Source organism: Serratia sp. UGAL515B_01 (assembly GCF_033095805.1).
In the GTDB taxonomy this organism is placed as follows: domain Bacteria; phylum Pseudomonadota; class Gammaproteobacteria; order Enterobacterales; family Enterobacteriaceae; genus Chania.
Genome location: NZ_CP109901.1, coordinates 2,882,014 through 2,895,538, shown reverse-complemented (window position 1 = coordinate 2,895,538; position 13,525 = coordinate 2,882,014). Strand labels below are relative to the sequence as shown.

The 13,525-nt window shown below is 45.4% G+C and carries 9 protein-coding genes; 8 read left to right on the top strand and 1 reads right to left on the bottom strand.

Going from position 1 to position 13,525, the window contains the following annotated elements; genetic code table 11:
• Window positions 1-106: 106 nt before the first annotated feature.
• Window positions 107-295 carry a hypothetical protein gene (locus tag OK023_RS13010; RefSeq protein ID WP_317693141.1) on the bottom strand — a complete coding sequence of 63 codons (189 nt, stop codon included), beginning with the start codon at window positions 293-295 and terminating at the stop codon, window positions 107-109.
• 1,178 nt (window positions 296-1,473) lie between these two features.
• Between OK023_RS13010 and OK023_RS13005 the strand changes: the two genes are divergently transcribed.
• From OK023_RS13005 to OK023_RS12970, 8 genes are all read left to right on the top strand, one after another.
• A complete protein-coding gene (locus tag OK023_RS13005; RefSeq protein WP_317693140.1) occupies window positions 1,474-2,046 on the top strand; it encodes a LuxR C-terminal-related transcriptional regulator in 573 nt (190 codons plus the stop codon).
• A gap of 390 nt (window positions 2,047-2,436) precedes the next feature.
• The gene (ecpA, locus tag OK023_RS13000) at window positions 2,437-3,036 is read left to right on the top strand and encodes a common pilus major fimbrillin subunit EcpA (RefSeq protein WP_317693139.1); all 600 of its coding nucleotides are present in this window, start codon (window positions 2,437-2,439) and stop codon (window positions 3,034-3,036) included.
• A gap of 64 nt (window positions 3,037-3,100) precedes the next feature.
• On the top strand, window positions 3,101-3,784 hold the full coding sequence (locus OK023_RS12995; RefSeq protein ID WP_317693138.1) for a hypothetical protein: 684 nt from the start codon (window positions 3,101-3,103) through the stop codon (window positions 3,782-3,784).
• A gap of 199 nt (window positions 3,785-3,983) precedes the next feature.
• Window positions 3,984-6,494, top strand: coding sequence for a CS1-pili formation C-terminal domain-containing protein (locus OK023_RS12990; RefSeq protein ID WP_317693137.1), 2,511 nt, complete (start codon window positions 3,984-3,986; stop codon window positions 6,492-6,494).
• A gap of 11 nt (window positions 6,495-6,505) precedes the next feature.
• Window positions 6,506-8,095 carry a fimbrial protein gene (locus OK023_RS12985; protein WP_317693136.1) on the top strand — a complete coding sequence of 530 codons (1,590 nt, stop codon included), beginning with the start codon at window positions 6,506-6,508 and terminating at the stop codon, window positions 8,093-8,095.
• A 5-nt stretch (window positions 8,096-8,100) separates the two neighbouring features.
• Window positions 8,101-8,772 (top strand): hypothetical protein, encoded by a 672-nt coding sequence (locus tag OK023_RS12980; protein ID WP_317693135.1) that lies wholly within the window; start codon window positions 8,101-8,103, stop codon window positions 8,770-8,772.
• Between the two features lie 440 nt (window positions 8,773-9,212).
• Window positions 9,213-9,977: a hypothetical protein gene (locus OK023_RS12975; RefSeq protein ID WP_317693134.1), complete on the top strand. Its 765-nt coding sequence runs from the start codon at window positions 9,213-9,215 to the stop codon at window positions 9,975-9,977.
• A 281-nt stretch (window positions 9,978-10,258) separates the two neighbouring features.
• Window positions 10,259-13,282, top strand: coding sequence for an autotransporter outer membrane beta-barrel domain-containing protein (locus tag OK023_RS12970; protein WP_411569358.1), 3,024 nt, complete (start codon window positions 10,259-10,261; stop codon window positions 13,280-13,282).
• Window positions 13,283-13,525 lie beyond the last annotated feature (243 nt).

Below are 13,525 nucleotides of genomic sequence, written 5' to 3'. Positions count from 1 at the left end.
AACACCGCTGCACCCTTTATGCTTCTTGATGGTCATCAGTCACACATATTTGAGGGCGGTGAAATTATCCCTGCTGAATACGCATGCCAATAATGGCATGACCCTATCAGTTCGGGGGGATAATCTCGGCGCCTGGTGCAGTATTACCGACGATCACCTGCGTAATGTGGCCTTCAACAATTCGTTCCAGATGCTGAATAATGCTGGCATATTGGACACTTACCTTCTGGTCATGCACCAGTTCAGAAGAAAATAATGCGTCACTGTCATGCGAAACCTGTAAGTGGCTGCTCACAGATAATATGAGCCGGTGTGGTCAAGCACAGTCTGGTAACTGGAACCGATGAGAAAGGTTTTGTCGCATTAGCGTAGGTAAATTAGCAAAAATTGCGCTGACGCTTTTTTAGGTAGACAAGGGATAAGATTGTTCCGCTGGGGATAAAACCTCGCCATCGGGAGCCTGAGTTATCCGTTGGCTATCTAGGAAAACGGTTTGCTAACTTGCGTACACTAGGCTGTGTCCCTCAATTGCACGCGAGCGCCGCTGGCGGTTATTTGCGCGCAGAGCAAGGCTTGAGCCGTGAGGTTTGGTGGACTCAATAAGCGGTGAATAACGCAGTAATGCGTGCAAATGGCCCCAGCCCAGCGGGTCGTGCCCTAAAATCCCGTTTTCTGCGTTGTTGAGCTTGAACAGAGGCCCACTCTGTCCTTCACTCTCCGCCTTGATAACGGGATTTTGGGTCTGCGACGGCACCACGGGCAATTGAGGGACACAGCCTAATACCAGAGCCAACACCCCTACCTAATAGGTATTTTTTGGCTAAAATTTGGACGTTAAAAGCCTTGCACGAATTATCCATGCGACCTAAAACTAAGTTTTTTCCGAAAATAAAGTGATATTCATCACAAAAAAAACACTTAAATCATCCCACCCCAAAAAAATGTTAATAAAATGTTAAATAAACGCCTGCATTTTAGAGAAATTTTTCGGTTAATAAATGAACTATAAAAGCAAAAAAATTTAACGTGCAGAAATACATTAATATTAAGATTTTTCTTTCTATTATCGTTTGATTTTTTCTTTTCATTAACGGTCACACAAGTGTCTTAGCGCGATTTACTTTTATTTAAAAAAGATTGACAAAGAAAATTCTCAATAAATTAGTGATGTGTATATTGATTGTGATTGTATGTTATCTGAGCTATTTAAATGGTATGTGCGTTCGATAAATAATAACAAATCAATAGACTGTGGCTATTAGTTTGTTATTAATTGAAAGTTATTATCTATTTGTGGAATTGTATTTCACCGTTAATATAATTTTACAGCTTAGGAAGCTTCTTAGCATAATATTGAGCAAGAGTTTTCATATTAAGCGTAATAGTGATTAGTGATTAGTGATTAGTGATTAGTGATTAGTGATTAGTGATTAGTGATTAGTGATTAATGTTTTAGGTAAGGAGTGAGTCTTTATGTTACATATGAAAAGTAATGACTGTACCTTGGCTCACTATGTTCCACTCAGAAATTTTGCAGTCTGGCCAGGTAATAATAGATATTTTTATAAGGGTATTTTAGAGTGTTTTAAATCTATCAACACACGCACTAAACAATCGAAATTTATTTTTATTGATTTTCAAATGTGTAATTTACTTCTCTTGCTTGACCAGGACTGGTTGATGTTTTGTATTTTTAATCGTATTGTTTTGATTACTGATAGACATCTCCTGCCATTAGCGAATTACTACAAAGACACTTTAAGTAAAGTTGATTCGGTGATTCTAGGGACAGGAACACCAGAAGAGTCTTTTAAAAAAATCAACCATGTGATTTCAGGGGAAAAGGTCATGCCACCATCAAAAATAAGATTCTCCTCACGTGAGATATGTTTACTCCGTATGTTAACCCGTGGTTTTACAGTACAGGTTCTCGCTGACAGGTTACAGTTAAACCCTAAGACGGTGTATGCATTGCGTCATAATATTTTGGAGAAAATGGGTTTAGCAAAGATTAATGATATTTTTATACGAGCATCTCCTAAATAGCTATGCGTAATGGTGCTACAGGTGGGGGTGATGCAAGTTCGCCGACCGTTGAGCGCATGGATGCGCGATACGATCCCCCTGGGAGGGGTTCACGGCGTGTCGGCGTTCCTCATCATTCCCACCGGCTGGAAGCCTATGTGTAGCGATATTAAGAACACCTATTTAGCTCTAATTAATGAGGTTTTTTACTGGAAATGGAGTGTCGATAATTTAAATAACCCATAATTATAAAATATAAAAATCTATCGTTCGATCAATAGTATTGTTTTATAAGAAATTTAGAACCTATTCGAAAATTTATTTTCGAATGCGTCCTTGCGTCGCATTTTTTGTACCACACCAGTAGATACTGACTGGAAATTGATTGAAATAAGTAAAGGAAGATAGTTTATGAAGAAGTTAGCTCTGGTTTTGATTGCAGCCTCAGTGATGGGAACAATTAATCTATCTAATGCAGACACGCGTACGGCGAATGCCACCGCTTCTTGGGATGCCAAAGCCATTAAAGACACCCACAGTATGCTGGTAGTAACACCACTGAAATCACTGACTTTTAATTATGCTGAAGGTCTTGAGCGTTTTAATACCCAAAATGGTGCGTTTGATATCACCATTGCTGGCCAGTCTGGCGCCAGTGATTTTAAACTGACCTCAAAAATAATCTCTAACACCATGAGCCGCACCAGTGATGACTCTGAGCTCACGGTCGGTGTGAAGTGGAACGACACCGAACTCTCCAAGAGTAGCGAAACCGTGATGGTCGATACTTCAAAAGGTATCAGCGCGGGTTTGGCTGCATTCGCGCAGGAAAGTGCTTACGCAGGTTCTGATCGTACCAGTACTCAGGGCGAGTTTGCTTTCAACATCGTGAAAGCGACCGTAGCCGGTGCTGAGACGACGTTTAAGGAGCTAACCGATGGTTACTGGGATGGTAATGTGAACGTTGAATTCACTGCCACATGGGATGGTGACTTCACATCAGTCATGTAATTGATTTTATTGCAATGAAATAGTCAGGATCGGGGTAAATAGCCCCGAACCTGTGGAAGGTATTATGAAAAGATGGTTTTCCGTTCTGATTAGCTCTGTGCTATTTACGTGTTCTTATGCCAATGCCATTAATGTGGGTGCTATTACTTCGATCATTACACCAGGCCAGAATTTTATCGCCAAGGAAGTCATCAATACTGTGAATGAAGCCCGGTTGGTTAGCCTGAGGGTCGAGCGTATTTCTTCTCCGATTGAAGGGGGAAAAGTGATCCCTATGGAGAGTAAACAGGAAATAATGGTCACACCTTCAAACATGATTCTTTCCGGCAATAGGAAAGATGTTTTCCGGGTCTTTTATGAGGGGAAAAAAGATGATAAGGAGCGCTATTATCGCTTAGTTTGGAGTGATCATCCTGTATTGGAAGAAGGGCAGTCAAAAACGCAGAAAACGGCCTCAGCAACCACATCAGCCACAATAAGCACCATTTTAGTGGTGACGCCTAGGCAAGATAAATTTAATTATCAATATCGTGATGGCGTAGTTTATAACACCGGTAATAGCGTTTTCCGCGTGGTGGCATTTGGCCCGTGCAAGAACATACAAACCAGTGAAGATAAGAAAAAAAATTGCCGTGAGCGTTACTATGTCATGCCGGGGCTTGGGGTATATTTAAAATTTGTTGATGTTAATAACAAAAAGCACAGCGTTGGTATTTGGCACAACGAAGACTATATCAATATAAAATAAGCTCTTTACACTCTTCATATTTCAAGTTGCATATGGTTGGCTACATTGCTTACCCGAGTGGCAGAGTTATCTATGCTGCTGGCTGCTGGAATTCCACGAGTTTGCCATGCTCCTGCAACCTGAATATATGCATAGCATGCAGTTTATACGCCCATTATTTGCGTTCGTGCAATGATAAAGATGTTGTTTGGGGAAATAGATGGGTAATAATTTCACTATCAGAACAAAGACTGTTGCATTATGTATTACGGCGGGCATTGTAGCTATGCAAGCCGATGCAAGAAACTTACAGGATGCTCGTTTAGGGAATTATCTCATCCCCGGCATTTTCGGTCAGGCTCTAGCTGAAGGTATGAGTATTCCTGTATTTCTGCGTTACAAAGGCGGCGATCAACAAGAGAAACAAAAGGTGGCTGATGCGCAGGTCGTGTTAGAAAAAGGCAGCCTTATGATAAAAGATATTACGTTGGTCGATAATCCCAATGGGGCAACGCTTACCGAAAATACGCGAACGCTAATCAGTAGTGTGAAGGATAGCTTTTTTAGTCAGAATACCCGTATTACACTTTCGCCTGATGCGGAACTGAATCTGGACCTGCGTTCGTTTGTTCTGACATTGGATGTGAGTGAAAAAAGTTTGTCTCCGACCATTCTCTCTCGCCAGAGTGTATTGGGTGAGTCTTCGGTACAGAATTTCAGTTCAGTATTGAATTACGATCTGGGCGTTTACCGCACGCAAGTAAAACAGGGGAATAACGCCTCTAACAGCTATTTGAATCTGGATAATACCTTTGGTATTGCAGAGCATCATTTTAATGTGAATGGTGCCTTTTATGGTATTGGAGATTCCCAACAAACCCAGCTTTACCGTGCAATGTATGAGCGGGATATGGACGGCTACCGTCTGGCGTTAGGGCTGGTCGATACCTGGAATCTGCAGTCGCTCGGTAGCCTGTCGGCACTCAACACCAGTAAAGTCTACGGCGTAACTTATGGTAATAAATCATCTACCAAGATCAGACATAATCAATATTCCTTGACGCCAATTACTGTCTTTTTACCTGATGCGGGCGAAGTGCACGTGTATCGCCAGGGGCGTCTGCTGAACATTCAAAACTTCCCGATGGGGAGCTTTGAAGTGGATACCAGCCGTTTACCATTTGGTATCTATGATGTTGATGTCGAGGTTGTAATAGATGGTAAAGTGCATTCGCGGATGCGTCAGACAATCAACAAGTCTTTCTCCGGTAATAATATTGAGGTGAATCAAAAAAGTTGGCAGCTGTATGGCGGTTATGTGCATTACGATAACCGCAGTCGCCGTACCAACACCACAACCCAAACCTATCTGGCAGGGGGTGCCGCGGCGATATCGATTCCAGAAATATTCAAGGCTACCTCAGTACCTGCAATTTTCGGTTTAGTGGTACAAACCTCCAGCTATATCTTTGATAATAATGTAGTGAACGAAACATCAGCCAATCTGAGCGTGAACCAATTCGCCACTCTGGGCTGGCAGGGCCTCATTTCACAGGGTGGACGTTACCGTAATATTTTCAGCATCAGCACTTCGTTACCAGACGGATACGGTTCTTTGTGGGCCAATCGCGAAAAGAGTCATATCGGTGACAGTCTGCCAGTATATGAGTCGGATGCTTATTCCTATGGCAGTACTTTCAGCCTGAGTCGATTCTTTGAACGTGGCGGACAGATCACGCTGAGCCGCATGGTAGATAAACGCGATCGCAGCATCTCGAACAACCTTGAATACTCCACTGCGCTGTTTTCAGGGCGCCTCGGCAGTGTGAATCTGCGTGCCGGGATACAGCGTTATCGCTATGACAATCAGTCCAGTTCCAGTCAGCGTTACGTCTCTCTGGACTTCTCATTGCCGTTGGCGGCCTGGTTGAGTACAGGGGTCTCCTCGAGCAACGGCAACGTGCGGGCCAATCTGGCGGCAAACAAAAGTTTTGATAATTCACCGCTCACTTCTGCAGGCTTCAATCTGGCGAAATTGGTCAAGGACAAGCATAACGGTGAAAGTGATTATTCTGCTTCCGGCTACGCTGCGTTCGATACCAAGTATAGCGCGGGTACGCTTTCGCTCTCCCGTCCGGACAGCAATCGTCTCAATGGCAACCTGACTGCGCGTGGTTCGGTGGCCTACAGTGATAAACATTTGGCCGCCAGCGGCATCCAGGAGAGATCGGGCGTCATTGTGAAAACCGACATCATGGATAATGCGGTACTTTCTGCCCAGGTCAATGGTCGCAGCTATCGCCTGACTGGGTCGGATAGCTTCATCCCATTACCTCCTTATGCCAGTTACAAAGTTGAACTGATGAACCACAAGAACACGATGGACAGCTTTGACATCGTGAAAGGACGCATCAGCAATGTCACGCTGTATCCGGGTAACGTTGCCGTCTACAAACCTGAAGTTAAACAACTGGTGACGGTATTTGGCCGTATGACAACCGAGAGTGGCCGGGCGCTTGCCAATGCGGCAGTGCGTAACCACATCGGCAAAACGACCACTGATGCGACAGGTGCATTCTCGATGGACGTGGATAAACGTTTCCCAAGCGTTTCACTGACCACTGAGGATTATGGTATCTGCGAAGTGGATCTGGATCTGAACCAGGCCAGAGGCGTGAAGTGGGTCGGCGATGTGGTTTGCGCAATGCAGACTATTCTGGCACAAGGGTAAGGACGGATTTGATGAAACAATGTAATTTTTACGGGCTGGCAGGGGCATTACTGCTGAGCTCATTCGCTACGCTAGCGGCCAACGTGAGCAACGAGTATTTCTTTATTGAGAATCAGGTGGATAGGGAGTACTTCATTACGCCGCAACGTACCGACCCACGTTTTAGCGGTGCTAACGTGTTTACCAAATATACCTCTGGCGATCAGCTCAGTCTGGGCTATATGGGGTATACAGGTACTCTACAGCTCAACTCCTTTGCCGATATCTGGCTGGAGGATTCCCCGATCAATCGGCCTTTTATCGGTAACCGTTGTATGCGTAATACAAGTGCTTGTCCATCGAATGGTTATTTACAGGGTTATATCGGTGAAGCGGGGGTGTATCACGTTGAAGTGAATACCAGTGGTGGGGAAGCACTCTATGCCCGTGGAATATTCTCTGATTCTGCCTATGAATATTTTAAGAATCTCACGGTAGGGTCGGTTGAAACTTATAAGTACCGTTCTTGCTCTACCCGCACAAATTATAATCCTGCCGCCGGTCAAACCTGCGTGTCTGTAGGAGGCAGGCAGACCAACCATGAATTTACCCTAACTAAAGCGGGTTATATGAGGCTGGAGTCCACCAACGCGCTACAAGAGATCTTTATCGACAGTAATGGTAATCCATCTCTTGGGTTGGGCTCACAATTTTGCAGCGTGGGTTATATTGGTTCACTGAATGGTGTTATCTGCAAACAGGTGTCTTATCATATTGAAGGTAATGCGCTACCGCAGATGCGCATGAGTCTGAGAGTCAATACCGGCTTGCTGGGGTTCACGCCTGCCGCAAACACCATTCGCCTGAGCGCAGACGGTGCCAGTGGTTGGGTGAACTATAACGCAAGGACCGTGGCTTCTACTCTGATCAAACCGGGTAACGATGGCATTTATGTCTTCTTCTCGCAAACCTTCCTGAAAAACCTGATCGATCGCGGGGTAGATTTGACCCGCAGCCAGGATTTATTCACCTTTCTGTTTACCAATACTGCGGCTCCACAGTCGGGGTATTATGAGTTTTCACCGTCCAATTCCATCATTCTTCGCCCACGCGATTTTGGTATCAGTATCATCTCCAAAGATCTGGTTCTCAACCCCAAGCGTGAAGGTAAAGTAGGCGGTAAAGAACCGCCGATCGTTTTCGATTACATTGTAACAACTTCTGGCCCTAAGCAGGCTAATGCGATCACTGCGCAAGTATCCGGCCCTATGGAACAGAAAGGAGGCCTACCATACTGTGTATTTTCTTCTAGCGATGGTAAGTTCCGTGTGCCGTTCTCGGCCTACCTGACTTATACCAACGACAGCGGGCAAACCATCAGTTCGCGCAACAGCTGTGACAATGTGCCGATCAGCCTTAATGCGGCGCGTTGGATGGAAATCCCCTGGCCGGACCCTTATCAATACGACGGCAGTTTTTATCGAACCGATTTATCACTCACATTCCCGATGAATGAGGCGGATTCTATGTGGACTCTGGACGGGCGGGATTGGATGGGTGTGGTGAGTGCCTCTGGTGAGGTACGGGTTACGGCGACTTGGACAGGTGCAGAGATCAAGTAATGCATATGATGAAATTAGCATTGTGCTTAGTGTTATTGGTGTCCCCGGCACGGGCGATTTATCTCTCCTCTAGCGTATTTACGCTAGAGAGCGACAGCACATTTTTCTCGCGCCAGTTTGTCAACAACACCAAAAATACCAATCTATATGTCATCAGCGCCTATCGGATCAATAAACCGGGTATTGATGAACGTCCTTTGCCATTGGAAAACGGCGAAATAATGTATACGCCACTAAAGAAAATTATTGAACCAGGCGGTTGGGAATATTTTAAAATCATCTACCGTGGCCCGGCGGATGATCGCGAACGTTATTACCGCATCGTGATAAAAGAGATCCCAGCCGATGCGATGGCGTTATCAAATCAGAGTAAAACCCCGCTGATTTCACCCATCGTTGCACTCGATACTATTCTGGTTATTCGGCCGCGCCAAATGCGTTTCACTTATCATTATGATAGGCAGGCCGGCGTGTTAAAAAACACCGGTAATACCTACTTCCGCGTTATGATCCACAAGAGCTGTGACGATAAAGATGATACCGCCAAAGTATTTAATCTATTACCTGGGGAAAAGTATGCTGGCACTGATCTGCTCGGGTTGCATCGCAAGTTTATTATCGCTTTCAACCAATATACTCGGCTAGGGGAGCAGTGTTTCGAGCAGAATGCGAATTGAGTTCGCGTTGAATAGAGAATACCTTTGACTTTGTCGCATTAGCGGGGATTGAGTTTAGCATACCTGCTGGTTACGCTAATGCGACACTACTGGTTCTCATCCTCAAGGTCTTTTATCCTGCTGACATCAGGTGTTTCATTACCGCCGTATTTCACTTTGCAGCTAAAGTATGAGGCATTCAGAGACGCCCGCCTCATGACATATCTCTTACTCATAGTGTCCGGTTTCAACAGACTGCAATGGGGTAATGAACGGGTGTTCAGTAAATCGTGTGTTACGTATAGTGCTGTCCTTGAATTGGCAAAGTGAGCATGCTCGAAGAGTGCAAAATATGAATTAATTTATTTATTGTATGATTACATACGTGCCACGATTCTTTCTTGATGCCACTTTCTAAACAAAAACAAAACAAATAACAGGTAATCATTGAGTGAACATGAGTGATGGGAGAATATGGAAATCCAAAGCATATTAAAGGGAGTAATACTTTGAAGGAGATTAATTTACTTTCAGTTGTCATTGCGATGTTGGTGGTATTACTGACTGGGTGCAATGATAAAAAGGAAGCTTCTGAGGGTGAGGATAACCTAAAGGTATACTCTTCCGGTGATAAAATTTACTACTCTGGCGAGATCAGTCAATCTGGGTATGAGGAATTTAAAGCGTTGCTGAGCGATAACATAGTTACTCTTGTTATTAATAGTAGTGGCGGCGATATCGTTCCAGGCATGGCGATGGGTGAATTGGTTTTCGAAAAAAAATTGAACGTTCAGGTCCAAGACTATTGCCTCTCATCCTGTGCGAACTATATTTTCCCTGCCGGAAAAACAAAATACCTTGCAAAGGGCAGCCAGTTAGGATGGCATGGAGGGGCTACGCAAAGTTTCAGTGATGAGATAGTTCCTGAAAAGACAGAGGATAGGCAGCGGTTTATAGAACTACTGACTGGACTTATTCAACAAGAAAACGCCTTTTTCAAAAAAATAAAGGTAAATCAACTTGTAACAACTTATGGACAAGCAGCAGAGAAACATCTAGAGGTGCTTAAAGCACATAAAATGAATTGTGCAGGATGGAGCTACACTGTTGATGGACTTGCCGCGTTTGGTATTAACAACGTCGTGTTGAAAGATGGTCAGTGGGAACCGAGTAGTACTTATAAGGACTCCTGTATTCATCACTTCGATATGGTCACAATCCGATAATTACCGTCTAGGGTGTCTATTACTTCATTTCTTAAGACGACTTCGAATGCCCAATCCTTTTGGATGCGAACAAGTAGTAGTCCCGTAATTAGCCATGTTTCCGTTAAATTTTTGTGCATGATAGGTTACCTTTGAAAGGGAGACAACAGTGCTCTAGCACAACCGGAAATCTTGCTTTGTTATCATAAGGTAAGCAGAGGGTATTTTCTCTCTACATGTTTTTTAGTAAAAAGAAAAACATTCATTAAAGGAAGTTACTAATAGAAGGGAGTATCATCAATATGATAGTTTTTCCATTTAAAAAGTACAGTTCACTCTTTTTGGTGCTGATTTCTTTCAGAGCACTTTCGACTGATAGCTATATAGAAACGGCTAAAATTGGTTCGCCAGAAAGCTGGATGACACAAGAGTTTAATAATCAGTGGGGGCTTGAAGCTATTGGTGCTCATTACGCTTATGCAAGGGGGTTTAATGGTGAAGGGGTAAGCATTGGCATATTCGATGAGTCTGTCTTTACCCACCCTAAATTTATAGGGAAGCTTAATAAAGTCGATGTGGCTGAGGCATATAATTTTTCGGGGCTTGATGATTTTCCTAATCTGGGGGAGTTTATTTTTGGTGATCATGGGACACATGTTGCAGGAATCGCTGCAGCGAGGAGAACTGGCCAGGAAATGCATGGTGTTGCTTACAACTCCAGCCATTTTTCAGCTAAGTTTTTAGATTCAAATAATAATTATTTTGAAGTGCTAATACAAAGCAATGCGCGTGTATTCAATAATAGTTGGGGGCCGGTTATTCCTATCAATATCGATGATAATGGGGAAGAGATATATTTTCCTGATGGGAGGCCATTTTATGTGAAAGTAACCAAAGAAGACGCTGTTGGTGATTACACTACAGATGATGTGAATACCATTAATTTTTTAAGTCATCATGCTGTACCATCAACAGGGTTGGATACTTTTCCTTCATTATTATCTGCAGCTTTAATCAGAGCTGTACGCTTTGGAAAATTACTCGTATTTGCTGCTGGCAATGGCAATAACTACAACGTTCCGGTAGGAGAGTCTTCCATACCCTACCTATTTCCTGATACGTTAAATAACTTTATTATTACCGCGAATTTAGGAAAAAATGACCTCCTGGATGAGTCATCCACAAGTTGTGGATATACCGCAAGTTACTGTATTTCAGCGCCAGGGACTGACATATACAGCACAACGGCACAAACGGATTATAATCACTATTTTGCAACGGGTGAAAAAAATATAATACCAACGTACGGCTTAAAAACCGGAACATCGATGGCCGCCCCAATGGTTACTGGTGCAGCGGCAGTGCTTATGCAACGTTTTCCTTATATGACAGCATCCCAAATAGCGACCGTGTTACTTACAACAGCGACTGACCTTGGTGAAAAAGGTATAGATGCGATGTATGGGTGGGGAAAACTCAATTTAAGAAGCGCGATAGATGGCCCGAAAATGTTGGTCACTGCTGCTGATATACCTAATGACTTGTATATCGATGGCTCTTATATGCAAACACAGTTTATCGCCAACATCCCCGGGGTGGGTGCTGTCGTTGAATCCGGGTCAAGTAATCAACGCATCTGCGGAAGTATCGAATGTAGTTATGATAAATGGGCCAATGATATCGGTGGGCACGGTGGACTGACAAAAATGGGTGCAGGGACATTGGAGTTAGCGGGTAAAAACAAGTACTTCGGGCCTACTATTATTAATCAGGGAACCTTGAAAGTGAGTGGTTCTGTTTACTCTGATGTAAATGTGCAGGGCAGCGGTACCCTAGGGGGAGTTGGCAGTATCGGCTCGCTGACTGCACGCAGTGGCGGTACCGTGGCCCCGGGTAACTCGAGTGGGACTTTGAGCGTAGACCGTAATGTCAGCTTTGAACTGGGCTCGCGCTACGTGGTCGATGTTGCTCAGAGCGGGCAGGGAGATCGGATCGTAAGCGGCGGTTCTGCGACGATCGGCGGCGGTGTGGTAGCGGTATCGCTGGAAACCGGTGGCAACCTGCTGACTCAAAGCAAAGTGCAGAGCCTGCTGGGGCAGCAGTACAAAATCCTGATAGCCCAACAGGGAGTCAGTGGGCAGTTTGACTCGGTTACGCAAAATTACCTGTTTCTTGACAGCGGCCTGAGTTACCAGCCGGACGGGGTGACATTGAGCGTCGGGCGCAATGACACCACCTTTACCAACGTGGCGCAGACGCAGAACGAACGAGCGGCGGCAACGGCGGTAGATGCGCTGCCGCCCGGCAACCCGGTGTATGAGAGCATCCTTTACAGCGGCACTGTGGCTGACGCGCGGCAGGCGTTTCGTCAGTTGTCGGGGCAAATCCATGCGGATATAACCTCGGCGCTGGTGAACGACAACCGCTATCTTCGTGAGGCGCTGAATGGACGCCTACGTCAGGCGGAGGGGCTGGCGGTCCCGTCGGAGATCAAGGTGAACCAAGGCGGTGCCTGGGCGCAATTGCTGGGCGCCTGGGACCACGCGTCGGGCGACATCAACGCCACTGGCTATCAGGCGTCGACTTATGGTGTGTTGCTGGGGCTGGACTCGGAGCTGGCGGACGACTGGCGGCTGGGAGGGGCGACCGGTTACACCCGCACCTCGCTGGATGGCGGCTATGGTTCGGGAGCTAACAGCGACAACTACCATTTAGCGACTTACGGCGGCAAGCAGTTCGGGGCGTTGGCGCTACGCGGTGGAGCCAGCTATACCTGGCATCACATCAAAACTACACGCTTGTTGAACTACGGCATCCAGTCTGATCGTGAAACAGCGAAGTACAGTGCGCGCACCGAACAACTGTTCGCTGAAACAGGCTACGGCATGAAAACCGATTGGGTGAGACTGGAGCCGTTCGTCAACCTCACGTATATAAATCTCAAAAACAACGGCATTGCGGAAGACGGAGGGGCGGCAGCATTGCAGGGCGACAAGCAGCACACCGAAGCTATGGTATCAACATTGGGACTGCGTGTTGACAACCAGTGGCTGGCAGGCAAAACAACGACGGTGGAGCTACGCAGCGAACTGGGCTGGCAGCATCGGTACGGCGAGTTGGACCCGGGCACAAGGCTGCGTTTCAACGGAGGGAAATCGTCGTTCATTGTCAATAGTGTGCCGTTATCGCGTGACGGTATTGTGCTGAAGGCTGGCGCGGAGGTGGCAGTGAACAACAACGCTACGTTGTCGTTGAGCTACGGTGGGCTGTTGTCGCAGAATCATCAGGACAACAGCGTCAACGCCGGCATCACTTGGCGTTTTTAATGGCTGATTTATAAAAGGAGCCGGCGGTAAATATGATTAGCGCCGCGTTTTTTGCAACACAACGCCTTAATCCGACATAATCCATTTTTATCAGTGGTTGACACTTAGGGAGGGGCATGAAAAATTTTTGGACGATTGTTATTTCAATAGCTTGCATTTTGTTGGCAATCTATTTTTATTTCCAAGCGAAAGATATTTTTTGCCGGGAAGTGCTGTTTTATAGCGTTCCGGGGCGTAAATGTG

What these genes read in the sequence shown, in the direction of transcription:
- ecpA (WP_317693139.1), top strand. Translation starts at nt 2,437, where the DNA reads ATGAAGAAGTTAGCTCTGGTTTTGATTGCAGCCTCAGTGATGGGAACA.
- OK023_RS13005 (WP_317693140.1), top strand. Translation starts at nt 1,474, where the DNA reads ATGTTACATATGAAAAGTAATGACTGTACCTTGGCTCACTATGTTCCA.
- OK023_RS12985 (WP_317693136.1), top strand. Translation starts at nt 6,506, where the DNA reads ATGAAACAATGTAATTTTTACGGGCTGGCAGGGGCATTACTGCTGAGC.
- OK023_RS12995 (WP_317693138.1), top strand. Translation starts at nt 3,101, where the DNA reads ATGAAAAGATGGTTTTCCGTTCTGATTAGCTCTGTGCTATTTACGTGT.
- OK023_RS12980 (WP_317693135.1), top strand. Translation starts at nt 8,101, where the DNA reads ATGATGAAATTAGCATTGTGCTTAGTGTTATTGGTGTCCCCGGCACGG.
- OK023_RS12970 (WP_411569358.1), top strand. Translation starts at nt 10,259, where the DNA reads ATGATAGTTTTTCCATTTAAAAAGTACAGTTCACTCTTTTTGGTGCTG.
- OK023_RS12990 (WP_317693137.1), top strand. Translation starts at nt 3,984, where the DNA reads ATGGGTAATAATTTCACTATCAGAACAAAGACTGTTGCATTATGTATT.